The sequence below is a fragment of the Thermus sp. CCB_US3_UF1 genome (genome assembly GCF_000236585.1).
GTDB lineage: Bacteria > Deinococcota > Deinococci > Deinococcales > Thermaceae > Thermus.
This window is the reverse complement of sequence record NC_017278.1, coordinates 1775821-1799180: the sequence shown is the minus strand read 5'-3', so window position 1 is coordinate 1799180 and position 23360 is coordinate 1775821. Positions and strand designations below refer to the sequence as shown.

21 protein-coding genes and 1 tRNA gene are annotated in these 23360 nt (G+C 68.1%); 14 read left to right on the top strand and 8 right to left on the bottom strand.

The annotated features are described in order from the left end of the window. Nucleotides 1–7 precede the first annotated feature (7 nt). The 4 genes from TCCBUS3UF1_RS08915 to TCCBUS3UF1_RS08900 are packed head-to-tail and all read left to right on the top strand — an operon-like array spanning nt 8 to nt 5145. Nucleotides 8–2182 carry a HAMP domain-containing sensor histidine kinase gene (locus TCCBUS3UF1_RS08915; RefSeq protein ID WP_014516181.1) on the top strand — a complete coding sequence of 725 codons (2175 nt, stop codon included), beginning with the start codon at nt 8–10 and terminating at the stop codon, nt 2180–2182. Nucleotides 2183–2235: 53 nt separating this feature from the next. Beyond that, nucleotides 2236–2595, top strand: coding sequence for a response regulator transcription factor (locus tag TCCBUS3UF1_RS08910; RefSeq protein WP_014516180.1), 360 nt, complete (start codon nt 2236–2238; stop codon nt 2593–2595). Then, nucleotides 2579–3718 (top strand): HEAT repeat domain-containing protein, encoded by a 1140-nt coding sequence (locus TCCBUS3UF1_RS12370; protein WP_014516179.1) that lies wholly within the window; start codon nt 2579–2581, stop codon nt 3716–3718. Before TCCBUS3UF1_RS08910 ends, TCCBUS3UF1_RS12370 begins: the two co-directional genes overlap by 17 nt. After that, complete coding sequence (locus tag TCCBUS3UF1_RS08900) at nt 3715–5145, top strand: glycosyltransferase (RefSeq protein WP_014516178.1); 1431 nt, start codon at nt 3715–3717, stop codon at nt 5143–5145. The genes TCCBUS3UF1_RS12370 and TCCBUS3UF1_RS08900 overlap by 4 nt, the downstream gene beginning before the upstream one ends. Here the strand turns inward: TCCBUS3UF1_RS08900 and TCCBUS3UF1_RS08895 are convergent. Beyond that, nucleotides 5107–6279 (bottom strand): MFS transporter, encoded by a 1173-nt coding sequence (locus tag TCCBUS3UF1_RS08895; protein WP_014516177.1) that lies wholly within the window; start codon nt 6277–6279, stop codon nt 5107–5109. The genes TCCBUS3UF1_RS08900 and TCCBUS3UF1_RS08895 overlap by 39 nt on opposite strands. Before the next feature lie 36 nt (nt 6280–6315). On the opposite strand from TCCBUS3UF1_RS08895, the gene TCCBUS3UF1_RS08890 reads away from it, so the two are divergent. The 4 genes from TCCBUS3UF1_RS08890 to TCCBUS3UF1_RS08875 are packed head-to-tail and all read left to right on the top strand — an operon-like array spanning nt 6316 to nt 10082. Beyond that, nucleotides 6316–7170 (top strand): nitronate monooxygenase family protein, encoded by an 855-nt coding sequence (locus tag TCCBUS3UF1_RS08890; protein WP_014516176.1) that lies wholly within the window; start codon nt 6316–6318, stop codon nt 7168–7170. 55 nt (nt 7171–7225) lie between these two features. Beyond that, complete coding sequence (locus TCCBUS3UF1_RS08885; RefSeq protein ID WP_014516175.1) at nt 7226–8932, top strand: FAD-dependent oxidoreductase; 1707 nt, start codon at nt 7226–7228, stop codon at nt 8930–8932. Nucleotides 8933–8941: 9 nt separating this feature from the next. Next, nucleotides 8942–9436, top strand: a complete 495-nt coding sequence (locus TCCBUS3UF1_RS08880; protein ID WP_014516174.1) for a hypothetical protein — start codon at nt 8942–8944, stop codon at nt 9434–9436. 25 nt (nt 9437–9461) lie between these two features. Further along, nucleotides 9462–10082, top strand: coding sequence for a TetR/AcrR family transcriptional regulator (locus TCCBUS3UF1_RS08875; RefSeq protein ID WP_014516173.1), 621 nt, complete (start codon nt 9462–9464; stop codon nt 10080–10082). Here the strand turns inward: TCCBUS3UF1_RS08875 and uvrA are convergent. Beyond that, a complete protein-coding gene (gene uvrA / locus TCCBUS3UF1_RS08870; RefSeq protein ID WP_014516172.1) occupies nt 10079–12937 on the bottom strand; it encodes an excinuclease ABC subunit UvrA in 2859 nt (952 codons plus the stop codon). The two genes, TCCBUS3UF1_RS08875 and uvrA, sit on opposite strands and share 4 nt — an antisense overlap. A gap of 139 nt (nt 12938–13076) precedes the next feature. Between uvrA and TCCBUS3UF1_RS08865 the strand changes: the two genes are divergently transcribed. After that, nucleotides 13077–14108 carry an SIS domain-containing protein gene (locus TCCBUS3UF1_RS08865; RefSeq protein ID WP_014516171.1) on the top strand — a complete coding sequence of 344 codons (1032 nt, stop codon included), beginning with the start codon at nt 13077–13079 and terminating at the stop codon, nt 14106–14108. On the opposite strand, the gene TCCBUS3UF1_RS08860 is transcribed toward TCCBUS3UF1_RS08865, so the two are convergent. Both TCCBUS3UF1_RS08860 and TCCBUS3UF1_RS08855 read right to left on the bottom strand, forming a co-directional pair. Continuing rightward, a complete protein-coding gene (locus tag TCCBUS3UF1_RS08860) occupies nt 14105–14434 on the bottom strand; it encodes a tRNA-binding protein (protein WP_014516170.1) in 330 nt (109 codons plus the stop codon). The genes TCCBUS3UF1_RS08865 and TCCBUS3UF1_RS08860 overlap by 4 nt on opposite strands. A 58-nt stretch (nt 14435–14492) precedes the next feature. Beyond that, nucleotides 14493–14569 (bottom strand) — tRNA-Ile (locus TCCBUS3UF1_RS08855). Nucleotides 14570–14656: 87 nt separating this feature from the next. Between TCCBUS3UF1_RS08855 and TCCBUS3UF1_RS08850 the strand changes: the two genes are divergently transcribed. Both TCCBUS3UF1_RS08850 and TCCBUS3UF1_RS08845 read left to right on the top strand, forming a co-directional pair. After that, nucleotides 14657–14848, top strand: coding sequence for a DUF2892 domain-containing protein (locus TCCBUS3UF1_RS08850; protein WP_014516169.1), 192 nt, complete (start codon nt 14657–14659; stop codon nt 14846–14848). Next, on the top strand, nt 14845–15369 hold the full coding sequence (locus TCCBUS3UF1_RS08845) for a DUF402 domain-containing protein (RefSeq protein WP_014516168.1): 525 nt from the start codon (nt 14845–14847) through the stop codon (nt 15367–15369). The genes TCCBUS3UF1_RS08850 and TCCBUS3UF1_RS08845 overlap by 4 nt, the downstream gene beginning before the upstream one ends. On the opposite strand, the gene TCCBUS3UF1_RS08840 is transcribed toward TCCBUS3UF1_RS08845, so the two are convergent. Genes TCCBUS3UF1_RS08840 through TCCBUS3UF1_RS08825 form a run of 4 tightly spaced genes read right to left on the bottom strand, consistent with a single transcriptional unit; the run spans nt 15366 to nt 19066 of the window. Next, nucleotides 15366–16385 carry a hypothetical protein gene (locus TCCBUS3UF1_RS08840; RefSeq protein WP_014516167.1) on the bottom strand — a complete coding sequence of 340 codons (1020 nt, stop codon included), beginning with the start codon at nt 16383–16385 and terminating at the stop codon, nt 15366–15368. The genes TCCBUS3UF1_RS08845 and TCCBUS3UF1_RS08840 overlap by 4 nt on opposite strands. 3 nt (nt 16386–16388) lie before the next feature. Then, nucleotides 16389–16937, bottom strand: coding sequence for an NYN domain-containing protein (locus TCCBUS3UF1_RS08835; RefSeq protein ID WP_014516166.1), 549 nt, complete (start codon nt 16935–16937; stop codon nt 16389–16391). Nucleotides 16938–16976: 39 nt separating this feature from the next. Next, nucleotides 16977–17984 carry an NAD(P)/FAD-dependent oxidoreductase gene (locus TCCBUS3UF1_RS08830; RefSeq protein WP_014516165.1) on the bottom strand — a complete coding sequence of 336 codons (1008 nt, stop codon included), beginning with the start codon at nt 17982–17984 and terminating at the stop codon, nt 16977–16979. 50 nt (nt 17985–18034) lie between these two features. Beyond that, nucleotides 18035–19066, bottom strand: coding sequence for a zinc-binding dehydrogenase (locus TCCBUS3UF1_RS08825; protein ID WP_014516164.1), 1032 nt, complete (start codon nt 19064–19066; stop codon nt 18035–18037). Nucleotides 19067–19192: 126 nt separating this feature from the next. Between TCCBUS3UF1_RS08825 and TCCBUS3UF1_RS08820 the strand changes: the two genes are divergently transcribed. From TCCBUS3UF1_RS08820 to TCCBUS3UF1_RS08810, 3 genes are read left to right on the top strand one after another with little or no spacing between them, the layout of a single operon-like run. Further along, complete coding sequence (locus tag TCCBUS3UF1_RS08820; RefSeq protein ID WP_014516163.1) at nt 19193–20941, top strand: ABC transporter substrate-binding protein; 1749 nt, start codon at nt 19193–19195, stop codon at nt 20939–20941. 54 nt (nt 20942–20995) lie between these two features. Further along, entirely contained in the window at nt 20996–21979 is a 984-nt protein-coding gene (locus tag TCCBUS3UF1_RS08815; protein WP_014516162.1) for an ABC transporter permease, read from the top strand. A gap of 19 nt (nt 21980–21998) precedes the next feature. After that, a complete protein-coding gene (locus tag TCCBUS3UF1_RS08810) occupies nt 21999–23348 on the top strand; it encodes an ABC transporter permease (RefSeq protein ID WP_041434027.1) in 1350 nt (449 codons plus the stop codon). The last annotated feature ends 12 nt before the right edge of the window (nt 23349–23360 follow it).

Here is a 23360-nt window from a genome sequence, read left to right as displayed (position 1 = left end):
TCCTCCCGTGCTCCGGCCTCACCCCCCCACGGACCTGGCCTTTCTGGCGGACCTTCTCCGCCGCTACCCCGTGCGGCTTTCCTTCCGGGGCCAGGTCCTGCCGGAGGGCCCCCTCAAGGGGGAGAAGCTTGGGCAGGAGGGGGAGCTGGCCCTCTACTGGGAGGGTCCCCCGCCCGCCAAGGAGGTCCAGGAGGCCCTGGGCCTGCTGCTGCGGGCCTTCGCCCAGGTCTTGGCCCTGAGGGAGCGGGAACTCGCGCTCCTCAAGGCCCAGGAGGAGACCGCCCGGCTGCTTGGCCTCCTCCTCCACGAGATCAAGAACCCCTTGATGAGCGTCCTGGGGGCCTTGGAGTTGGTCCGGGAAGGGGAAAGCCTTTCCCCCGAGGACCGGGAGATCCTGGAGATCGCCGAAAGGAGCGCCCGGCGTATCCAGGACCTCCTGGTCCGGGCCCAGGACTACCTGCGCCTGGGCCAGGGGGTGCGGCTTAAATCGGAGCGGGTGGACCTGAAGGCCTTGCTGCTCCAGGCGGCGGAGGAAGGGCGGCCCTTGGCCCGGCGGAAGCGCCTTTCCCTCCGGCTGGTCCTGCCCAAGGGGGAGGCCTGGGTGTACGGCGACCGGGACTGGCTGTACCAGGCCGTGCTCAACGTGCTCCACAACGCGGTGAAGTACACCCCGGAAGGGGGGAGGGTGGTCCTGCGCCTCCTGGTGGGCCCCAACCGTTACGGGATCGCCGTGTCCGATACCGGCCCGGGGATCCCCCGGGAGGAACAGGAGCGGATCTTTGAGCCCTTCTACCGCGCCTCCACCCGGGGGGAGGAGGAGGGGACGGGCCTGGGGCTGGCCTTGGTGAAGCGGGTCCTCGAGGCCCACGGGGGGGAGGTGCGCCTGAAGAGCCGTCCGGGCCGGGGGAGCACCTTCCTCCTCCTCTTGCCCCGGCCCATGCCCGGCCAGCGGGCCCCGGTGGGGCGGCTTCTCCTCCTCCTTCTGGCCCTGGTCTTCCTCACCCGCCTGCCCATCTTCCCCGCGCCCTTGGGCTCCCGGGCCTTCGGCCAGGTACCGGCGGGGGAGGTGGTGCGGCTTGCGGGCCTGGAGCTTGCCTTCAGCCCGGAGGCCGAAGGAGGGGCCTGGCGCTGGCGGAGCCTCTGGGGTGGGGGCGAGCGGGTGCGGCTGGCCCTGGAGGGGGGTGGGGTGGAGGCGGTGCGCCAGGGCCAGGTGCCCTTGACCCTCCTCACCCCCGAGGGGGAGGTACGCCCCACCGGCACCCACCTGCGCCTTTCCCGCCAGGGGACGGCCCGGGTTTCCCTCTACCGGGGGCGGCTGGCCCTGGGGCGGGAGGTGTTGCCCGCCGGGGAAGGGGCGGTGCTGGGGAAGGGGGTACGGCGGAAACTCCTCCCGGCCCCCCTGGTCCGCCCCCTTCCCGGGCCCGAGGGGGAGGTGGTCTTCCGCCTCCTCCTGCCCCCGGGGGCCCAGGGGTTCCGGCTGGAGGTGCGAAGCGGGGAGCGGGTGGTCCTCTCCGCCTTGGGGGAGGGGAACGCCTTCCGCTACCCGCCCCAGGCGGACCGCTTAGGGCAGGTGCGGGCCTTCGCCTTGGATGGGGAGGGCCTCGAGGGCTACCCTTCCGATCCCCAGCCCTTCCGCGAGCGAAAGAGCCTCTACGAGGGCAAAAGGCGGCTTCCTCAAGACCCCAGGGGGGCGGAGGGCTTCCTCAGGCGGGCCCTCCAGGTCTTCCCCGACGACGCCGAGGCCATGGGCGAGCTGGCCTTCGCCCTTTACCTCCAGGGGCGCCACGCCGAGGCCCGGCCCCTTTTTGAGCGGGCCCTGGCCCTTTGGGACGCTCCCGACATCCGGGTGCGCTACGCCCGCCTCCTCTACCACCAGAAGGCCTACGGGGAGGCCGAGGCCAGCTACCGCCAGGTCCTTGGGGAGGACCCGGGGAACCTGGACGCCCGCTGGGGGCTGGCCGAGGTCCTCCTGGCCCTGGGCCGGGCCAAGGAGGCGGAACGCCTGGCCCGGCAGGTCCTCTCCCTGGAGCCCGGCTACCCCCTGGCCCGCTTCACCCTGGCCAAGGCCCTGCTGGAAGGGGGGCGCCTGGAGGAGGCCCGGCGGCTTTTGCGGGAGGAGGCGCAAAGGAACCCCGACCCCGAGGTCCTGCGGCTTCTCCAGACCCTTCCCCCCTCCCCTTGAGGGCTTCACGGGGTTTTCACAAGGGAAGCCTACCTTAGGGTGAGGAGGCGAGGATGCGGATCCTGCTGGTGGAGGATGACCCCGCGGTGGCCAAGATCCTGGAGCTGGCCCTGGGGCGCGCGGGCCACGCCCCTTTCCTGGTCCGGGATTACCCTTCTGCCCGCGCCGCCTTGGCCCGGGACTGGGACGCCGTGGTCCTAGACCTCAACCTCCCCGGGGGGGCGGGTCTGGACCTCTTGCGCCACCTGCGGCAGGAGCTCGGGAAGGATACCCCCGTGGTGGTCCTTTCCGGCCTCAAGCAGGAGCGGAACATGGCCCAGGCCCTGGCCCTGGGGGCCCAGGCCTACCTGACCAAACCCTTCAGCCCCGGGGAGCTCCTCAAGCTTTTGGAGAGGCATGTGGCGGCCTGGTGAGCGGCTTTACGCCCTCTTGGTCTTCGGGGTGGTGGTCCTGGAGGCCCTGGCCCTGGGGGGGCTGGTCCTCACCTTTTCCGGTCGGCTTCTGGGCCTCTTCGGCTACCCCTTGGTCCAGCGGGCCCTTCTCCAGGCCCTCCTCCTCACCGGGGTGGCCTTGGCCCTCATCTCCGCCTATGTGCTCCTCTACCACGCCTACACCGAGGCCAAGGAGTCCCGGGACCGCCAGGCCTATGAGGCGTGGCTTGCCCGCTTCACCCGCGCCCTGTTTGGGGAAGAGGAGGTTCCCCCGCCCCCTTGGCCCAGGCCGGCCTTGGAGGCCCTTCTCAGCCTGCGGGAGATGCTCAAAGGGGAGATGGAAGCCCGCCTGGCCGACTGGCTCCGCCAGGCCCGCCCCCCTTGGGGGCGGGTCCTGAAGGGGCGGTGGGCCTCCCGCCCGGCCCGGCTGGAGGCCCTCGAGGCCCTGGCCCAGGCCCGCCTTCCGGAAACCCTGGGGCTCATCCTCCCCTACCTGGCCCACCCCGATCCCGTGCTCCGCCTGGCCGCAGCCCGGGCCGGGGCCCGGGTGGTCCAGGGAGAGGGGGTGGAGGTCTTCGCCCAGGCCCTCCTGCGGGCCGCCCTGCCCCGGGGGGCCCTGCTGGAAGCCCTTCTCCTCCTGGAGGGGCGGGCCGAACCCGTGGTGCGCCGTCTCCTCCACGAAGGGGGTGGCGAGGAACGCTGGGCGGCCTTGGAGGCCCTGGGCCGCCTTCGCCTGGCCCCCTTGGCGGAGGCGGCCCTGGGCTTTTTGGACCACCCCGACCCCGAGCTTAGGGCGGCTGCCCTCCGGGCCCTTCTGCGCCTGGGCCACCCTCCCAAGGGCTATGAGGAGGCCCTGCTGGCGGCCCTAAGGGATGAGCGGGAGTTCCTCCGGGCCCACGCCGCCCGTCTCCTGGCCCTCCTGGGCAACGACCTGGCCCGGCGGGCTTTGTGGCGGGCCCTGGCCGACCCCTCCTTTTACGTGCGCCGGGCGGCGGCGGAAGGGCTTAGGTCCCTGGACCGGGAGGCCTTGGCCCAGGCCGCCCGCAAGCACCCCGACCCTTACGGCCGGGCCATGGCGGAACAGGTTCTGCGGGAGGCGGCATGAGGCTTCTACCCTTCCTCTTTTTCTTCTACCAGCTTTTGGTCCTCTGGTACTTCGCCTTTTTGAACCTCCTCTACGCGGTCTTCGCCTTCTTCGGCCTCAGGATGGTGGCCCGCTATGCCCGGGAGCTTTCCGAGCTCTCCCTCAAGGACCTATTGGAGCGGGAGGCCTACCTGCCCGTTTCCATCCTGGTGCCCACCTACAACGAGGAGAAGACCATCGCCGCCTCGGTGCGCTCCTTTTTGAGCCTGCACTACCCGGAGTTTGAGGTGATCGTGGTGGCCGATGGCCCCAAGGATCGCACCCTGGAGGTGCTCAAGGAAGCCTTCCGGCTGGTGGAGGTGGACCTGGTCTTCCGCCGCGTCCTTCCTTCCAAGCCCATCCGGGCCCTCTACCGCTCCCTTACCCACCCCAACCTCCTGGTGGTGGATAAGGAGAACGGGGGCAAGGCCGACGCCCTGAACGCCGGGCTCAACCTGGCCCGCTACCCCCTGTTTTGCGCGGTGGACGCGGATAGCCTCCTGGACGCCCAGGCCCTCCTGAGGGCCAGCCGGCTTTTCCTGGAAGACGACCGGGTCCTGGCGGTGGGGGGTACCATAAGGCCCTTGAACGGGGCGGTGGTGCGGGAGGGGGTGGTGGAGGCGTTGCGCCTGCCCCGGGGTTTTCTAGAAAAAATGCAGATTATAGAGTACGCCCGGGCCTTCTTCATGGGCCGGGCCGGGTGGAGCGCCATGGGGGCCCTGCTCATCATCTCTGGGGCCTTTGGCCTCTTCCGGAGGGGAGAGGTCCTGCGCCTTGGGGGCTACCGCACGGACACCGTGGGGGAGGATATGGAGCTGGTGGTGCGCCTGCACCGCCGCGCCCGGGAGGAGGGGCGAGAGTACCGCATCCTGTACACCCCGGATCCCATCTGCTACACCGAGGTGCCGCCAGACTGGACCACCCTGCGCCGGCAACGCAACCGCTGGCACCGGGGGCTTTGGGAGGTGCTCTGGCACCACCGGGCCATGCTCTTCAACCCCCGGTATGGCCGCCTGGGCTTTCTGGCCATGCCCTATTTCCTCCTCTTTGAGGCCCTGGCCCCGGTGGTGGAGATCCTGGGCTACCTGCTTCTGCCCGTTTTCTACTTCCTCGGCTTCTTCAACCGGGAGTTCGCCTTTCTCTTCTTCCTCCTGGCCCTGGGCTACGGGGTCCTCCTTTCCCAGCTGGCGGTGGGCATGGAGACCCTCCTTCTGAAGCGCTACCCCAGGTTCTCTGACCGCCTGGTCCTTCTGGGGCTTGCCTTCCTCGAGGCCCTGGGTTACCGCCAGCTCCTGGCCCTGGAGCGCTTTTTGGCCACCTTCCAGGTTTGGCGCAAGCGGGGGGTGTGGGGGGAGATGCGGAGGAAGGGCCTAGAGGCTCCGGAAGCGGAGGGCCACCAGAAGCCTTAGCCCCAGGGAAAGGAGGATGGGCAGGTGGTAGGGGCTTGGGCCTAGGCCCAGGCCGGCCACGCTTCCCGCCAGGAGGCTCCCGCAAAGCCCTCCCAGGCCCAAGGCCAGCCAATAAAGGGTCAGGTAGCCCTTTTGCGCCTCCTTGGGGGCCTGGGCCAGGACCGCGTTGGCCAAGGCGGCGTTCAGGCCGCTCCAGGCCAAGGCATCGGTCAGGGCGGAAAGCCAGATGGGCCAGGGGAAGGCTTGGGAGCCCATGAGCCAAAGCCCGGGCATCAGGGCCGCCACCCCCGCGGTGCGGAAGAGCACCGCCTTGTGCCCCTCCCGGTCCGCCACCCGGCCCCACAGGGGGCCGAAAAGGAGGCCGCTCAGGGCGGAAATCACCGTCCAAAGCCCCACCTCGGTCATGGAAAGCCCCCCCACCAGGACGAAGTAGGGGATGACGAAGGGCCCGCCCACCATCACCGCCCCGTACCACAGGAAGACCAGGCCCAGGTAGCGGCGGTAGGGGGCGTCGAGCCAGGCGGCCCGCAGGGCCTCCTTGGGGGAGGGGGAGGGGGTTTCCCGGGGTTCGGCCTGCAGGCGGAGGAGGTGGACGGAAAGGAGGCCGGCCCCCACCCCTAGGAGGAGGACGGCCTGGTACCCCCAAGGGGAAGGGAGGCGGTCCGCCACCATCCCCCCCAGGAGGTTGCCCAGGGTGCCCACCAGGCCCAAAAGGGCGTTGCGTAGGCCAAAGTAGCGCCCCCGCCTCTCTTCCGCCACCAGGTCGGCCATCCAGGAAAGCCAAAGCACCCCCACGGGGGCCGCCAGGAGCTGGGAGAGGGCGGCGAAGAGGAGGAGGAAGGGTATGCGCCCCCCTTCGGGCAGGAAGGCGGCCAAGGCGGCGGGCAGGAAGAGGAGGCGGGCCCATAGGCTAAGCCGCACCACCAGGGCCTTGCGCCCCCCGGGGAGGAGGAGGGCCAGGGGGGCCAAAAGCTGGGCCAGGAAGGGCAGGGCTCCCAAAAAGGCCAAAGCCTGGGGGGAGGCCCCGAGGGCCAGGGCGTAGCCGGTGATGATGACCCCGGTGCTCCAGTTGAGGAAGAGGACGGCCAGGGCACCTTCCCAGATGGAAAGCCTTAGGGAGCGCTCCGGTTCCACCGCCCCATTATCCTTGAACCCGGTAAAATCCTTCCCATGGAAACCGCCATCACCCGCATGCTGGGCCTGCGCTACCCCATCGTGGCCGCGCCCATGTTTCTGGTTTCCGGGGCTAGGCTCCTGCAGGCGGTGGCGGAAGCCGGGGCCATCGGGGTTATCCCCAGCCTCAACTTCCGCACCCATGCCGCCTTCCGCGAGTTCCTGGAGCTTTTCCCCCAGGGCCTCCCTTTTGGGGTGAACCTCATCCTCAAGGACAACCCCCGCCTCGAGGAGGACCTGGAGGCGGTGGCCGAGCGTAAGGTCCCCCTGGTGGTCACCTCCTTGGGGGATCCCACCCGGGTGGTGGAGCGGGTCAAGGCCTATGGGGGCGTGGTCTGGTGCGACGTGGTGGGCCTGCGCCACGGGAGGAAGGCGGTGGAGGCCGGGGCGGATGCCTTGGTGGCCGTGGCCGCCGGGGCCGGGGGGCACGCGGGGGGGATAAGCCCCTTTGTCCTCGGCCCCTGGCTGAAGGAGGAGCTTGGGGTCCCCGTACTCATCGCCGGCGGGATCGCCACGGGGAGGCAGCTCTTAGCGGCCTTGGCCCTGGGGGATGGGGCCTACATCGGCACCCGCTTCATCGCCACCCTGGAATCGGAAGCCCCCTTGGAGTACAAGGAGGCCCTCCTCCGGGCCACCCCGGAAGACATCCAGTACACCCCCGAGGTGACCGGGGTGCCCGCCAACTTCCTCCGGGACTCCCTGGAGCGTTTCCGCCAGGGTGGGGGTAAGGCCTGGAAGGAGGTCTACTCCGCCGGGCACGGGGTGGCCTTCATCCGGGAGATCCCTTCCGCCAAGGAGGTGGTGGCCCGGCTGGTGGCGGAGTACCAGGAGGCCAAGCAGCGCTTGCCCTAAACGGGTATCCTGTTGCCGGTCCCTGGGGAGGCCCAGGGCCCTTTTCTTGGAGCCTATGCGCGCCTTAGCTTTTCTCCTCTTCCTGGGCCTGGCCTTGGCCCAGTACGACCTGGTGGTCTACGGGGCCACCCCGCAAGGGGTGGCGGCAGCGGTGGCCGGGGCCCAGGAGGGCCTCAAGGTCCTCCTCCTGGAGCCTGGCCGGGGCGTGGGGGGGGTGCTTACCCAGGGGTGGCTGGCCACCCTGGACGTGGCCAAGGACAAGGAGGGCCTCCTGCAGGGGGGGCTTTTCCGGGAGTTCTACCGCCGCCTGGGCCAGGACCCCTCCTTTGATGCGGGGCGGGCGGAGGAGGTCTTCTGGGCCCTTTTGCGGGAGGCTGGGGTGGAGGTACGCCTGGAAGAGCCCCTGGACCGCCTGGAATGGGACGGGCCGCGCCTGACCCAGCTTTTCACCCCCAAGGGGGGTTACCAGGCCCCCTACTTCCTGGACGCCACGGACACCGCCGAGCTGGCCTTCCGCGCCGGGGCCTCCTTCACCCTGGGCCGGGAGGATACGGGCCTGGACCGGCGAAGCATGGCCGCCACCCTGGTCTTCCGCCTCGAGGGGGTGCCCTGGGGGGTGGTCTTCCTGGCCCTGAACTACGAGGGCCAGGTGCGCCGCACAGGGGCCGGGGCCTGGGGGCGGAGCGGCTGGGGCTTTGGGGAGCTGGTGCGGGGGTACATCCCTTCCGATCCTGGCCGCTACGCCCTCCGGGGCCTCAACCTAGCCCGCCAGGACGATGGAAGCCTCCTGGTCAACGCCCTTCTCCTCTTTGGCCTGGAGGGGGCGGACCCCCAGAGCCTGGAGCGGGCCCGGGCCGAGGCGGCCCTCGAGGCCGAGCGGGTGGTGGCCTTCCTCAGGGAGCGGGACCCCCTGATCTTCGGCACCGCCCGGCTTGCCGGGGTGGCCCCGGCCCTGTACGTGCGGGAAAGCCGCCACCTTAAGGCCCTTTACCGCCTAAGGGCCGAGGAGGTCCTCCTGGGCCGCACCTTCCCCGACACCGTGGCCCTGGGGGGCTACCCCCTGGACGGCCAGGCCTACTATCCCGGGGAAACCCCCTACCTCCTGGGTACCCCGGCCCCCTATGGGGTTCCCTTCCGCACCCTGGTGCCCCGGGAGTTCCGGAACCTCCTGGTGGTCTCCCAAGCGGCGGGGTTTGACAGCGCCGCCGCCTTCTCCGCCCGGGTGGCCCCCCTGCAGATGGCCTTGGGGGAGGCGGCGGGGGTGGCCGCAGCCCTCCTGCGCAAGGCCCCCCAGGCGGGCCTCCTCAAGGTTCCCTTGGCGGATTTCCACGAGCTGGCGGGAAGCCCAAGCGGCATAGAGGTCCTGCGCCAGCGCCTTTTGGAGCGGGGTGCCCGGCTTTCCTCCCCGGAAAAGGGGCAGGTGGAGGCGGACAGGCCTGGCTACCGCGAGGCGGTAAGCCTGCTGCGGCGGGGCCTTTTCGCTGGCCCCTACTACCTCAAAGGCTCCCTGGGCCTGGCCGAGCCCATCATCCTGGGGGATTTCCTGGCCAACCTGGAGCACTACCACCGGGCCAAGGGGCCGGAGGAGCGCCTAAGGGTGGTCCTGAAGGCCCGGGAGCTCTACCGCGAGGAGCTGCAGCGCCCCCTGAAGCGGGCCACCCTGAACCACATCCTCCTGGCCCTGGGGGAGGGGCGGATCCAAGGGGGAGACCCCGTGACCCGGGGAGAGGCCGCCCAGCTCCTTTACCGCCTTTTGCCATAATGGGCTTGCGTGCTGGCCGTTTTGCTCCTCCCCGAGTTCTCCGAGCTGGAGGCCGCCTTGGGCCTCGAGGCCGCCCGGCGCCTGGGGTTTCCGGCCTACACCGTGGCCAAAGGGCGTAAGGGCACCCCGGCCCTTGCGGGCTCGGTGTGGACCCCCACCTACGCCTTCCCCGCGGCCCCGCTGCCCCGGGCCCTCCTGATCCCGGGGGCCAGGCGCCCTGCCCGCATGGCCCAAGACCCGGCCTACCTGGACTTCCTGGGGGAGGTGTGGGAGGGCCTGGAGGCGGTCTTCCTGGGCTTCAACGCCCACCTTTTCCTGGCGGAAGGGGGGAGGCTTCCCCAGGAGGTGGCCGCGGGGGAGGAGGTGGCCGCGGCCCTGGAGGGACGGGGCCACCGGGTGCGGCAGGGAGCCTTCCACCGGGAGGGGAAGGTCTACACCACCCGGGGGGGGCTGGCCCTCCTGGCGGCCTTGGAAGACTGGGCCCACAAAGCGGTTGTCCTCTGAGTTTGTACCGGAGTACACTAATCCCATGTCCGTAAGGGAGTACCAGAAAAAGCGCCGCCGGAACCGCATCTTCCAGGCGGCCATGAACCTCTTTCGCCAGCGGGGCTTCCAGGAAACCACCGCCACGGACATCGCCAAGGCGGCCCATGTCTCCCGGGGCACCTTTTTCAACTACTACCCCTACAAGGAGGCGGTCCTCCTGGACTACGGAAGTCTCCTCCTGGGGGGACTCAAGGAGGAGGTGCGCCGGCGGCTGGCCCAGGGCATGGACCCCTTGGCGGTCCTCCGCTTCCTCTTCCAGGAGCTTTCCCAGTTCACCAAGGCGGAGAAGGAGCTCGTTTTGCCCCTCCTCTACGAGCTCCTCAACCCCGACCCCATCCGGGCCAAGGCGGCCTTCCAGGCCCTGCCCCTGGGGGACCTCATCGCTGAGGTGCTGAGGCCCCTGCAGGAACAGGGGGTGGTGCGCCAGGACCTTTCCCTAGAGCGCATGGGCCGCACCCTGGCCGACCTCTACTTCCTGGCCGCCCTGCGCTGGGCGGCCTACACCCCCCACCGGGACCTGGAGGGGGAGCTGGACAAGTTCCTCTCCCTGGCCCTGGAGGGGGTCCTGGCCCGGGGGAACCCGGCCCTCAAGGCCAGGGCCTAGTCCGCGGCCACCTGAAGCCGTTCGGCGATCTCCGGGATCCGGGCCAGGAAAACCCCGGTGGGGCTTCCGCTGAGGGCCACCGCCTCCGGGGTGCCCTCGGCCACGATCTCCCCGCCCCGGTCCCCTCCCTCGGGCCCCAGGTCAATGACCCAGTCCGCGGTCTTCACCACGTCCAGGTTGTGCTCAATGACCACCACGGTGTTCCCCGCATCCACCAGGCGGTGGAGCACGGAGAGGAGCTTGGCCACATCCTCAAAGTGCAGCCCGGTGGTGGGCTCGTCCAGGATGTAAAGGGTGCGGCCCGTGGCCTTGCGTCCCAGCTCCGTGGCCAGCTTGATGCGCTGGGCCTCACCCCCGGAAAGGGTGGGGGAGGGCTGGCCCAGGCGCATGTACCCCAGGCCCACGTCCACCATGAGCTGGAGCTTGCGGGCGATGGTGGGAACATTCTGGAAAAAGTCCAGAGCTTCTTCGGCGGTCATGTCCAGGACGTCGGCGATGCTCTTGCCCCTTAGCTTCACCTCCAGGGTTTCCTTGTTGTAGCGCTTGCCCTTGCACACCTCGCAGGGCACGTAGAGGTCGGGGAGGAAGAGCATCTCTATCTTCACCGTGCCGTCCCCGCCGCAGGCCTCGCACCGCCCGCCCTTGACGTTGAAGGAGAAGCGGCCCGGGCCGTAGCCCCGCTTGCGGGCCTCGGGGGTCTTGGCGAAGAGGTCGCGGATCTCGTCAAAGATCCCGGTGTAGGTGGCGGGGTTGGAGCGGGGGGTGCGGCCGATGGGGGACTGGTCGATCTCAATGACCTTGTCCAGGTGTTCCAAGCCTTCCAGGGCCTCGTAAGCCCCTGGGGTGGCCTTGGCCCGCATGAGCCGCTGGGCCAAGGCGGCGTAGAGCACGTCGTGGATCAGGGTGCTTTTGCCCGAGCCCGAGGGCCCGGTGACGGCCACGAAGCGGCCTAGGGGGATCCTCAGGGTGACGCCTTTCAGGTTATGCTCCCTGGCTCCCTTAAGGACGAGCCACTTGCCGTTGCCCTTGCGCCGCTCCTTGGGCACCGGGATCTTCTTCTCCCCCCGCAGGTAGGCCCCGGTGAGGCTCTTGGGGCTTTTCAGGATCTCCTCCAGGGGGCCCTGGGCCACCACCTCCCCCCCATGGATCCCTGCCCCGGGCCCCATGTCCACAATCCAGTCCGCGGCCCGCATGGTCTCCTCGTCGTGCTCCACCACGATCAGGGTGTTGCCCAGGGATTGGAGCCGCTTTAGGGTGGCGATGAGCCGCTGGTTGTCCCGGGGGTGGAGACCGATGGAAGGCTCGTCCAACACGTAGAGGACCCCGGTGAGGCCGCTGCCCACCTGGGTGGCCAGGCGGATGCGCTGGGCCTCGCCCCCCGAGAGGGTGTTGGCCGCCCGGTCCAGGGTCAGGTAGTCCAGGCCCACCCCCACCAAAAAGCCCAGGCGCTCCACGATCTCCCGCAGGATGGGCCGGGCGATCTGGGCCTGGAAGGGGGGGAGGTGTTCCTCGAGGCCCTGGAAAAAGGCGAGCGCTTCCCGCACCGGCAGGGCGGAGACCTCGGCGATGTTCTTTCCCGCCACCCTCACCGAGAGGACCTCCTTTTTGTACCGGGTGCCCCCGCAGACCGGGCAGGGCCTTAGGGACATGAAGCCCTCCAGGGCCTCCCGCACCCCCTCGGATTCCGCCTCCTGGTAGCGCTTTTCCAGCCAGGGAATGACCCCTTCGTAGTGGACCTCCACCCGGAAGGTTTCCTTCCCCCCCCGGCGGAAGACCACCTCAAAGGGCTGGGGAAGGCCGTAGAGCACCGCCTTTTGCGCCGCTTCCGGCAGGTCCTTGAAGGGGGTTTTGAGGTCAAAGGAGAGGTGCTCGGCCAAAGCCCGGAGCCGGTCCCAGAGGTAGCTCCTTCCCGTATCCCGCCCCCGGGCCCAGGGGAGGATGGCCCCTTCCGCCAGGGAGAGCTCGGGGTTGACGATGAGTTCCGGGTCAAACTCCTGCTTGTAGCCCAGGCCCGAGCAGGCGGGGCAGGCCCCATAGGGGGCGTTGAAGGAGAAGATGCGGGGTTCCAGCTCCTCCAGCACGCTCCCGTGCTCCGGACAAGCGAACTTTTCCGAGAAAAGCTCCTCTTCCCCGGCGTCGGGGTAGAGGACCCGCATGAGCCCCTCGCCCCGCAGGAGGGCCAGCTCCACCGCCTCCGCGATCCGGGGCCGTTCCTCCTCCTTCAGCACCACCCGGTCAATCACCAGGTCAATGTCGTGCTTCTCGTACTTTTCCAGGTTGAGGTTCTGCGCCTCCTCCAGGAGGTGGATTACCCCGTCCACCCGCACCCGGGCGTAGCCCTCCTTCAGGAGTTGGGCGAAGAGCTTGCGGTACTCCCCTTTCCTTCCCCGCACCAGGGGGGCCATGAGGATGGCCCGGGTCCCGGAGGGCTTGGCCAAGAGGCGGTCGGTGATCTCGCTGGCGGACTGCTTCTCAATGGGGCGGCCGCACTCGGGGCAGTAGGCGGTTCCCACCCGGGCGAAGAGGAGGCGGAGGTAGTCGTGGATCTCCGTCACCGTGCCCACGGTGGAGCGGGGGTTGTGGCTGGTGGTCTTCTGGTCAATGGAGATGGCTGGGGAAAGCCCCTCAATGCTCTCCACCTCCGGCTTGTCCATCACCCCCAGGAACTGCCGGGCGTAGCTGGAGAGGCTTTCCACGTAACGCCGCTGCCCCTCGGCGTAGATGGTGTCAAAGGCCAGGGTGCTTTTTCCCGAACCCGAGACCCCGGTGATGACGATGAACTTCCCCCGCGGGAGCTCCAGGCTGATGTTTTTGAGGTTGTGCTCCCTTGCGCCCCGGATGACGATGCGGTCCATCCGTGGAAGTATACCACTCCCCCCGGCAAAGGACACGGGCCTGGCGCAGGGGGGTCTTGCCAGGCTGGGCCCAACCCGGGGAGGCCAGGGGAAAGGGGGGCTTGGGTTTGGGGCCTTGCCCCCGCCTAGAATGGGAAGCATGGCCTCTTTGCTGCGGCAGGAAACGGAGGAAGCCCCCAAGGTGGTGGAACGCCTCCTGAAGGAGAACGAGGCCGAGGTGCGTAGCCTGGCGGCCTTCTTGAGGCGGCGCCCTCCGGCTTTGGTCCTCACCGCGGCCCGGGGGAGTTCCGATTTCGCCGCCCTCTACGCCAAGTACCTGCTGGAGGCCCGCCTCTTTTGGCCCGTGCTTTCCCTGGCCCCCTCGGTCCTCACCCTGTACCGGGCCCGGCCCAAGGTGCCTTACCCCTCCCTTCTCCTGGCCTACAGCCAAAGCGGGGAAAGCCCCGACGTGGTGGAAGCGGTGGCCGCTTACCGGGCCCAAGGGGTCCTCACCCTGGCCTTGGTGAACCAGGAGGGGAGCCCCTTGGCCCAGGCGGCGGAGGTGGTCCTGCCCCTCCACGCGGGGGAGGAGCGCTCTGTGGCCGCCAGCAAGAGCTTCCTGGCCATGCTGGCGGCCACGGCCCACCTCCTGGCCCACCTTCTGGAGGAACCCCGCCTGCGCCATGCCCTTCCTGCCCTGCCCGAGGCCCTCTTCCGCGCCCTGGAGGGGGAAGGGGAGCTGGCCTACCTGGAGGATGCGGAGGGCCTTTTCGTTCTGGGAAGGGGTTTCGCCTACCCCGTGGCCCTCGAGGCCGCCCTCAAGCTCAAGGAGGTGGCCGCCCTGCCGGCGGAGGGCTACTCCGCGGCGGAGTTCCTCCACGGCCCCCAGGCCCTTTTGCAACAGGGCTTCCCCGTGCTGGCCCTGGTCCAGGGGGATGAGACCCTGGAGGCCACCCTGAAGACCCTGGAGGCTTTAAGGGCCAAGGGGGCCCACCTCCTGGTGCTTTCCCCGGTCCTCGAGGCCCTAGACCTGGCCCACACCCCTTTGCCCGTGCCCGCGGCCTCCGAGCCCGAGCTCATCCCCCTCCTCCTGGCCCAGGCCTTCTACCCCAAGGCCGAGGCCCTGGCCCGGGCCCGGGGTCTGGACCCCGACCGTCCCCGCCATCTTTCCAAGGTGACGCGGACCCGCTAGAAGACCTTTTCCCCCAGGGGCACCTCCCGCTCCGGGGTGAGAAGGACCACCCGGCCCTCCGCGTCCTTGGCCCCCAGGACCAGGACCTCGGAGGGGAAGCCGGCGATCACCCGGGTGCCCAGGTTCACCGCGCAGACCACCAGCCGCCCCACCAGGGACTCCGGGCGGTAGAGCTCAGTGATCTGGGCCGAACTGGTCTTCACCCCCAAAGGGCCCAGGTCCACCCAGAGCTTGTAGCTGGGCTTGCGGGCCTTTTCGTGGATTTCCGCCCGGAGGATGCGCCCGATCCTCAGGTCCAGGAGCTGAAAGGCCTGCAAGGCTTCCATGAGCCATATAGTAAATGGCCCTGTAAAAACCAAATCCCGCCTCTAAGGCGGGAGGCTTTGGTGGGCCGTGCAGGACTTGAACCTGCAACCAACCGGTTATGAGCCGGCCGCTCTGACCGATTGAGCTAACGGCCCGCGCCGAAAACCCATTTTAGCACGCTGTGCGCTAAGGGCCAAACGTCGTCAGGGGAAGGGTATAAGATCGAAGCTGGAGGTGAAAGCATGACGGTGAACGAAAGCACCACCGACCGGATCCTCCGCTTCCTCCTGGCCCTGGTCCTCCTCTACTTCGCCTTCCAGTCCGCCGCGCCTTGGAACTGGATCCTGGGCATCGTGGGGGTGGTCCTTCTCTTCACGGCGCTCACGGGCTTCTGCGCGCTTTACAAGGTCTTGGGCATCAGCACCAAGCGGTGAGCTTCCCCGTGCGCCTCGGGGAAACCGTGCGGGTGGAGTTTTGGAAGTTCCCCGAGGATCGGCTCCACTACTACTGGGAGGCCCGGGTGGTGGAGGTGCGCCCCGAGGGGGTGCTTACCCTCCTGCCCCAGGGCGGGGTATTCCACCACGTGGCCAAGGGCAAGGCGGTGGTCCTGGACCACGACGCCTACGTGGCCTTTTTCCCCGGCGCCTGGTACTCGGGCGGGCCGGACGTGCGGGAGGGGCGGGTGCTGGAGTATTACTGGAACGTCCAGACCCCGGCGGCGTGGACGGGAAGGGCTTTCCGCCAGTACGACCTGGAGCTGGACGTCAGGTGCCGGGCGGACCACACCTGCCAGGTCTTTGACCGGGAGGAATTCCAGGCCAAGCGCCCCCTCTATCCCCCTTCCTGGGTGGAGGCAGCCGAGAAGGCGGTGGAAGCCATCCTCCGGCACATGGGGGAGGGGCGCTGGCCCGTCCTGCCCCCGGGGGAGCCCCTGCCCTGGATGGAGCGGGTTTAGGGGAAAAGCTGGAGGGAAGGGCTAGGGAGGGTTTCCACGGCCCCCGGCCCCCAGGCCCGAAGGGGGAAGAGGATGGGGCCCTTTAGGTGCCAGCGCCCCTCCAGAATCAGCCCGTAGAGGAGCCCCTTGAAAAAGCCGTGGAAACTGTCCTCCCAGGTTTCCAGGTTTTGCGCCCGCAAAGGGTAGTTGTGCCAGGCCGGGCCCAGATAGAAAAGCCAGGGGTCTTCCAAAGGGCGGGTGTCCTCTTGGGAAAGGCCGAGGAGGGCGTTGAAGTACCCTCTGAGGCGACTGGCGGTAAAGAGGAGGTTCAGGTAAGGGTCCTCCAGGGCCCGCCGGGCCTCGGCCTCGGTGCGGGGAAAGGGCTTGGCGGGGTCCCAAGCGCCAAAGCGGCTTAAGCGGGCTTCCTGCTTGAGGGCATCCTCCCAGCTCATTTGGGCCAGGCCCAGGGTACGGCTCAGGGGAGCCTGCCCCTGGAGTTCCGCCAGGCCCTGGGCCAAGGCATCCGCCGCCTCCCGCACCCCCCGGGAGAGGCCTAGGACCTTGTCCCCGCCGTGCTGCTCGTTGTCCACGATGGCCGCCAGCACCCCTGCCGGGATGCGCAGGGCCCCGGCCGCGGCCCGGATGGCCTGGGCGTGGGGCAGCACGTGGTGAGGGGCCACGGGAAAGGGGGAGAGGTCCACCGGCCTTCCCCGGTAGGCCTGGCCCAGGGCTTCCACCCAGGCTTGGGCGGCCGCCAGGGCTTCCTTGGGCTGGGCGAAGCAGGAGCGCTTGCCCGCCCGCTGATTGGCGAGCTCCAGGCGCAGGAGGCGGTCGTAGGCCCGGGCGGCCTCCTCCCCCAGGAGGAGGTGCAGGCTGGCCTTGTTGCGCAGGTGCACCGCTACCCAGACCTCCCGCTCCTCCTTGGCGTAGGGGAGGAGGTCCCGCAGGCTGGGGGAGGAAGCAGGGGAAGGAGGAAGGGGGAGGGCAAGGAAAAGGAGGCCCGCCACGGCCAAGGCGAGCCAGGGACCTGGGGGCATGGGCTAGGGCTGTTCGCTTTCTAGGGGGGCGGGCGGGACCTCCACCGTGGCCTCCACCGGGTAGCCCGCGTAGGTGCGGCGGCCGCCCATGGTCCTTTCCAGCACCTCCCGCCATTCGGGAAGGTTCAGGAAACGGTCCGCCTGGTTGCGCAGCTCCAGGTCTGCCAGGTCGTGCAGGCCCAGGAGGTGGATTTCCTTGCCCAGGGCCCGGAGGGCGGCGAAGGTGTGGGCCAGGTCCCCTGAGCCGCTGGCCACGATGGCCCGGTCCCAGCGGGGAGCGGTGGTGAGGAGGTCTGTGGCCATCATGGCCTCAAACCGGGCATCCCCCCGCACCAGGCGGCTTCGCACCGTGTAGCCCATGAAGACCAAGGCGTCGATAAAGCGCTGCTGGCGCTCGTCCTCCGGGTCGGTGATGGGCACGTAGTAGAAGGCGTTGTAAAGCTGTTCCGGGGTGGCGAACTGGGTGAGGACCCGGCGGTGGTCCACGTTCCAGCCCAGGCGCTTGGCCGCTTGGTACATATAGGAACCGTCAATGAAGAGGGCAACCCGCATATGCCCCCATCATAGGGCAAGGCCGCCGGGAAGGGGCACCTAGGCCGGGGCCTTCTCCTCGGCCTTTTCCGAGGAGTGGCCGGGGTTTACCTTCAGGGCCGGGTTGGCGTAGGCGGCGGCGTGGTTGGCGGCGATGGCGGCCTCGCCAAACCCCAGGACGATGAGGGGGAGTTTGCCCGGGTAGGTGACGATGTCCCCGCAGGCGAAGACCCCGGGGATACTGGTGGCCATGGTGGTGTCCACCTTGATGCGGTTCTTCTCCAGTTCCAGGCCCCAGCCCGCCAAGGGTCCCAGCTTGGTGAGGTAGCCGGCCAGGATGAGGACCGCGTCCACTTCCAGATCCATCTCCTCTTGGGTTTGGTTCTGGAAGATCACCGCCCTCCTGACCCAGGCATCCCCCTCGATCCGCCGCACCTCGTAGGGGGTGAGGACCCTTAGCCTCCCTTCCGCATGGGCTTGCATCAGCTCCTTGACGCTGGCCTCGTGGGCCCGGAACTGGGGCCGGCGGTGGATGAGGGTGATCTCCTGGGCGGTTCCCAAGAGGTTGAGGGCCCAGTCCACGGCGCTATCCCCACCGCCCACGATGAGCACCCGCTTCCCCTGGAACTCGGCCTTGGCCTTGACCGCGTAGTAGACCCCTTTGCCCTCCAGCTCCTTCTCCCCGGGGGCCCCCAGGCGCCGGGGCTCAAAGGCCCCTACCCCGGCGGCGATGATCACCGCTTTGGCGGTGTAGGTGTGGCCCAAGGAGGTGGTGACCTTGAAGATCTCCCCTTCTTTTTCCAGGGTTTCCGCCCGTTCCCCCAGGTTGTAGACCGGGTGGAAGGGGGCTACCTGCTCCACTAGGCCCTGCACCAGGTCCTTGGCGTAGACCTTAGGGAAGCCTGCCACGTCGTAGATGTACTTCTCCGGATAGAGGGCGGCAAGCTGCCCCCCGGGTTCGGGCAAGGGGTCTAGGAAGCGGAAGGAAAGCCCCCGCATGCCCACGTAGAACCCGGCGAAGAGCCCCGCCGGCCCAGCCCCGATGATGATCACGTCCGTGTGGTCCATAGGCCCACCTCTCCCGGCATTTTACGGGTCCCGCTGGGGCCAGGTGTCCCTCACCCCACCTCTAGGACCACCTTGCCAAAGACCCGCCGCTCCTCCAGGAGGCGGTGCCCTTCCTGGGCGGCCTCGAGGGGCAGGACCTGCCCCACCACCGGCCTGAGCCTGCCCCCTTCCACCAGGCGCAGGATGGGGAAGAGCCGGCTCTTGGAGGCCATGGTGGAGCCCAGGATGGAGAGCTGGCGGAAGAAAACGTGGGCGAAGGGCAGGGTGCCCTCATACCCCGAGGAGGCCCCGGCGATGGCGATCCGGCCCCCGTTGGCCGTGGCCCGGATCACCCCCTCAAAGTAAAGGGCCCCGGTGTGGTCCACCACCTTGTCTGCCCCTTTACCTCCCGTGAGGCGGCGCACCTCCTTGGGCCAGTCGGGGTGGGTGTAGTTCACCGTCTCGTCCGCCCCCAGCTCCCGGGCCTTCCTGAGCTTTTCCTCCGAGCCCGCCGTGGCGATGACCCGGGCCCCGAAAAGCTTGGCGATCTGGATGGCGGCCACGCTGACCCCGCTGCCCGCCGCCATGACCAGGACGTCCTCCCCGGGGCGCACCTGGAGCTTGTCCACCACCATCTGCCAGGCCGTAAGAAAGGTGAGGGGGATGGCGGCGGCCTCCACAAAGGAAAGGTTTGCGGGCTTCTTGAGGAGGTTCACCTCCGGCACCACCAGGTACTCGGCGTAGGCGCCGAAGCGGTGCTCCCCCAGGATCTCGTAACGGGGGCAGAGGTTGTCCTCCCCGGCCAGGCAGCGCTCGCAGTGGCCGCAGGAGAGCCCCGGGTTCACCACCACCTCGTCCCCGGGGGCCAGGGCCGTGACCCCGGGGCCCACCTGGTCCACCACCCCGCTGGCATCCGCCCCCAGGATGTGGGGCAGGGGGAGCTTGGGGCTGGCTACCCCTTTGCGCACCCAGATGTCCAGGTGGTTGAGGGCGGCGGCCTTGACCCGGATGCGCACCTCCTTGGGGCCCGGCTCGGGTGTGGGAACCTCCGCCACCTTCAGGACCTCGGGGCCGCCTCGAGCTTCCATGACCACAGCGCGCATGCCTTCCTCCTTATGGAGGGGATTTTTCCACAGACGGGGCCTGGGGGTCAAGGAAGGGGGTGCCTTGACAGGTTCTTGAAGGAGGGGGTACCCTTACGGGCGTAAGGCACTAGAGGAGGCAACACGATGAAAAAAGCCCTGGTGGTTTTGGCAGGCCTTCTAGCCCTGGCCAGCGTGGCCAACGCCCAGACCTTCGTCTGGCCGCAGAAGTGGACGGTGGCCAAGCCTTCAGAGGTGAGAAGGGGCGGCACCCTTAGGGCCTCGGTCATCTCCGACTACCGCACCTTCAACCCCTTCATCACCGCCGAGGCGGGGAACGTGCCCAGCATCATCTCTCCCTACGGTCTGGTGCGCCGGGACCCCAGCACCGGGGACTGGATCCCCTACATGGCCGAGTCCTTTACCGTGAGCGCCAATAAGCTGGAGATCACCTTCAAGATCCGCCGGGGGATGAAGTGGTCCGACGGCCGGCCCATCACCGCCGACGACTGGATCACCACCTGGCGCATCCACACCGACAAGGCGGTGGGCTCCAACAGCTACGACTCCTTCTTCATCGACGGCAAGCCCATCACCTTGCAGAAGATCGACGACTACACCCTCCGCATCTCCTACCCCAAGCCCGACGCCACCGCCTTCGCCGTGGCCGCCTTCGTTCCCTGGCCAGCCCACGTCTTCGGCCCCGTGTACCAGCGGGAAGGGGCCGAGGGCATCAAGAAGATGTGGACCCTCAACGAAAACCCCGACAACATCGTCTCCGCGGGTCCTTGGCTGATTGAAAGCTACCGCCCCGGCGAGCGCCTGGTCCTGAAGCGCAACCCTGCTTTCGGGGAGTGGAACAAGGACGAGGCGGGTAACCCCCTGCCCTACCTGGACCGCTACGAGATCAAGATCGTCAAGGATACCAACGCCCAGCTGGCGGAGTTCCTGGCGGGTAATATCGACGTCCTGGCTCCCTCCACCGTGGACCACATCTCCCAGATCCGCCAGGCCATCCAGCAGGGTCGCCTGGACGCCACCATCAAGGTGAACGCTTCCCCAGTGGCCTCCAGCCAGTTCATGGTCTTCAACTGGAACAAGTCCTCCGACCCCTTCAAGCAGAACCTCTTCCGCTCCGACAAGTTCCGCCGGGCCATGAGCCACATCGTGAACCGCCAGGCGGTGGTGGACATCGTCTACGGCGGCCTGGGTACCCCCATGTACACCAGCGTCTACCCCGTGCTCACCCAGTGGATCAACCCCCGGGTGCCCAAGTACGAGTACAACCTGCAGGAGGCGGCCAAGCTCCTGGCGGAACTGGGCTTCAGCAAAAAGGACCGGGAAGGCTACCTGGTGGATAACCGGGGCCGCCGCCTGGAGTTCAACCTGGCCACCAACGCCGGCAACGCCCAGCGGGAGCAGATGGCCAAGCTCATCGTGGACGAGGCCAAGAAGGTGGGGGTGAAGATCAACTTCAGCGCCATCGACTTCAACACCCTGGTGGGCCAGCTCCTCTCCTCTGGCGCGGATCGGCCCTTCGACGCCATCATCATCGGCCTCTCCGGCGGCGATCTGGACTGGCCCTTTGGCTCCAACGTCGTCCCCTGCAAGGGTAACCTGCACATGTGGAACAAGTCCGGCCAGTGCCTGGATCCCCGGGAGACCCAGCTGGATGCCCTCTACTCCCGTGGCCGCACGGAGCTGGAGTTCCAGAAGCGGCGGGAGATCGGCTTCCAGATGCAGCAGATTGAGGCCCAGCTCCTCCCCGTCATCTACATCGCCGGGCACAACTACCACCCCGCCTGGAATAACCGCCTGGGTGGGGAGCACCCGGACGCCCTCATCAGCGCCATCTGGGGCCAGCGGCAGCTGGAGCTGACCTTCATCAAGAGATGAGCTAACCCCTAGGACCCCCGGGGCCTGAGCGCCCCGGGGGCGCTTTCGGAAACCATGACCGCCTATATCCTCCGCCGCATCCTCTACCTGATCCCCACCTTCTTTGGGGCCACCTTTTTGGCCTTCCTCATCATCCAGATGGCCCCTGGGGACTACCTTACCCAGCTGGAACTGGACCCCAAGGTCACCCCCGAGACCATCGCCCGCCTCCGCGCCCAGTTCGGCCTGGACCGTCCCGTGTACGAGCAGTACCTCCTGTGGATGAACAACCTTCTCCACCTCAACCTGGGCTACTCCTTTGCCTACCAAGCCCCCGTTTTGGAGGTGATCTGGCCCCGGGTGGTGAACTCCATGGTGATCGTGATCCCCTCCACCCTGCTCCTTTACCTGGTGGCCATCCCCATCGGGGTCTACGGGGCGGTACGCCAGTACTCCCTGGGGGACCGGATCCTTTCCTTCTTGGCCTACGTGGGCCTCTCCGTGCCCAGCTTCTTCCTGGCCCTCATCGCCATCTACCTTCTCCTGCAGCTCAAGTTCCGTACCGGAACCCTTATCTTCCCCGTTTCCGGCATGACCTCCAGCGGTTTTGAGCAGATGCCTCCCTTGCGGCAGCTCCTGGACATCGCCTGGCATGCGGTGGTCCCGGTCCTGGTGGCCACGGCCAACGACATCGCCGGGCTTTCCCGTCTCATGCGGGGGCAGATGCTGGAGGTCCTGGGCCTAGACTACATCCGCACCGCCCGGGCCAAAGGGCTTTCCGAGCGGGTGGTGCTTTACAAGCACGCCTTCCGCAACGCGGTGATCCCTTTTGTGGCCACTTTAGGCGGCCTCCTCCCCAGCCTGATCTCCGGGGCCGGGTTTGTGGAGGTGGTGATGGCCTGGCCGGGCATCACGCCCTTTTTCCTGGACGCCATCGCCAACCAGGACCTCTATGTGATCGCAGGCTTCCTCACCGTGAGCCTGGTCCTCCTCATGATCGGCAACCTGATCTCCGACCTCCTCCTGGCCTGGGTGGACCCCAGGATCCGTTACGACTAGGGGGTGGCCCGTGGAACGCATGGCGAGTGCTCCTACCCGCACCAACCTGGTCCTCCAGCGCTTTCGCAAACACCGCCTGGCCGTATGGGGCGGGCGCATCCTCTTGGTCCTCTACTTGATGGCCGCCTTTGCCGGCTTCTTTAGCCCCTACGATCCCAACTACTATGAGCTTTACCCCCCTAAGGGCAACCATCCTCCCACCCGCATCCACTTTGTGGACCCGGAGACGGGCCGGCTCAGCTGGCCTTTTGTCTACGCCACCAAGCGGAGCATCGACCCCGTAAGCCTGCAGCCGCGCTACGAGGAGGATCCCTCCCAGGGCAAGTTCTACCTGCGTTTTTTCGTGCGCACCCCTGACCAGCCCTACACCCTTTTCAAGGTCTTCCGCTCCGACCTCAGGCTTTTTGGGGTGGAGGCCCCAGGGAAGATTTTCCTCATGGGCACCGACAACTTTGGCCGCGACCTTTTTAGCCGCATCGTCTACGGGGGCCAGGTTTCCTTGACCATCGGTATCCTCTCGGCCTTGGTTTCCTTCACCCTGGGCCTGCTCTTGGGAGGCATTGCGGGGTATTTCTCCGGGCGGCCTTTGGCCCTCTCCCTTCCCCCAGCGGCCTGGCGGGGGCTGGGATGGGTGCTTGGCCCTCTGAGCCTTCTCCTTTGGCTGGCGGTGGGAGCTGGCGCCCTTTTCCTCGCCTGGTCTTTTGTGCGCCTGAGCCCTGGGGAAGGGGTTTTCTCCTACCTGGTGGACGGGGTGGTGCTGGCCCTAGGGATGGGGTCGGCCTTCCTCATCCTCCGGCGGGTCTTCCGGGAGCCCCTACGCCTGGACCCCGATGACCTCATCATGCGCACGGTGGAGATCATCGCCGCCATTCCCAGCCTCTTCCTCCTCATCTCCTTGCGGGCAGTCTTCCCCACCAACATCGACCCCCTCCTCACCTTTTACCTGGTGGTGGGCCTTCTGGGCTTCATCGGCTGGGGCGGTCTGGCCCGGGTGGTGCGGGGGATCGTGCTTTCCGTACGGGAGATGGACTACGTGCAGGCAGCCCGGGCCCTAGGGGCCTCAGACGGCCGCATCATCGGCCGGCACGTCCTTCCGGCCACGGCCAGTTACGTGATCGTGAGCCTTTCCCTCACCATCCCCGGGTTCATCCTGGGGGAGAGCGGCCTCTCCTTCCTGGGTCTGGGTGTGACCGAGCCCTACACCAGCTGGGGGCTTCTCCTCCAGGCGGCCCAGCAAGGCGGCTTCGCTTCCTTTACCGACCGCCCCTGGGTTCTCTGGCCGGGGTTTTTCATCTTCCTTTCCGTCCTCTCCTGGAACTTCCTGGGGGATGGCCTTCGGGATGCCTTGGACCCCAGGCGGAGGCAGTAGGCTCTTCTCTTT

Excerpts from the sequence above, each read along its gene's own strand:
- TCCBUS3UF1_RS08860 (WP_014516170.1), bottom strand. The coding sequence starts at position 14,434 with ATGGAAGCCTTGCAGGCCTTTCAGCTCCTGGACCTGAGGATCGGGCGC.
- TCCBUS3UF1_RS08910 (WP_014516180.1), top strand. The coding sequence starts at position 2,236 with ATGCGGATCCTGCTGGTGGAGGATGACCCCGCGGTGGCCAAGATCCTG.
- TCCBUS3UF1_RS08810 (WP_041434027.1), top strand. The coding sequence starts at position 21,999 with ATGGCGAGTGCTCCTACCCGCACCAACCTGGTCCTCCAGCGCTTTCGC.
- TCCBUS3UF1_RS08885 (WP_014516175.1), top strand. The coding sequence starts at position 7,226 with ATGCGCGCCTTAGCTTTTCTCCTCTTCCTGGGCCTGGCCTTGGCCCAG.
- TCCBUS3UF1_RS08835 (WP_014516166.1), bottom strand. The coding sequence starts at position 16,937 with ATGCGGGTTGCCCTCTTCATTGACGGTTCCTATATGTACCAAGCGGCC.
- TCCBUS3UF1_RS08820 (WP_014516163.1), top strand. The coding sequence starts at position 19,193 with ATGAAAAAAGCCCTGGTGGTTTTGGCAGGCCTTCTAGCCCTGGCCAGC.
- TCCBUS3UF1_RS08900 (WP_014516178.1), top strand. The coding sequence starts at position 3,715 with ATGAGGCTTCTACCCTTCCTCTTTTTCTTCTACCAGCTTTTGGTCCTC.
- TCCBUS3UF1_RS08890 (WP_014516176.1), top strand. The coding sequence starts at position 6,316 with ATGGAAACCGCCATCACCCGCATGCTGGGCCTGCGCTACCCCATCGTG.
- TCCBUS3UF1_RS08825 (WP_014516164.1), bottom strand. The coding sequence starts at position 19,066 with ATGCGCGCTGTGGTCATGGAAGCTCGAGGCGGCCCCGAGGTCCTGAAG.
- TCCBUS3UF1_RS08850 (WP_014516169.1), top strand. The coding sequence starts at position 14,657 with ATGACGGTGAACGAAAGCACCACCGACCGGATCCTCCGCTTCCTCCTG.
- TCCBUS3UF1_RS08815 (WP_014516162.1), top strand. The coding sequence starts at position 20,996 with ATGACCGCCTATATCCTCCGCCGCATCCTCTACCTGATCCCCACCTTC.
- TCCBUS3UF1_RS08840 (WP_014516167.1), bottom strand. The coding sequence starts at position 16,385 with ATGCCCCCAGGTCCCTGGCTCGCCTTGGCCGTGGCGGGCCTCCTTTTC.
- TCCBUS3UF1_RS12370 (WP_014516179.1), top strand. The coding sequence starts at position 2,579 with ATGTGGCGGCCTGGTGAGCGGCTTTACGCCCTCTTGGTCTTCGGGGTG.
- TCCBUS3UF1_RS08875 (WP_014516173.1), top strand. The coding sequence starts at position 9,462 with ATGTCCGTAAGGGAGTACCAGAAAAAGCGCCGCCGGAACCGCATCTTC.
- TCCBUS3UF1_RS08830 (WP_014516165.1), bottom strand. The coding sequence starts at position 17,984 with ATGGACCACACGGACGTGATCATCATCGGGGCTGGGCCGGCGGGGCTC.
- uvrA (WP_014516172.1), bottom strand. The coding sequence starts at position 12,937 with ATGGACCGCATCGTCATCCGGGGCGCAAGGGAGCACAACCTCAAAAAC.
- TCCBUS3UF1_RS08865 (WP_014516171.1), top strand. The coding sequence starts at position 13,077 with ATGGCCTCTTTGCTGCGGCAGGAAACGGAGGAAGCCCCCAAGGTGGTG.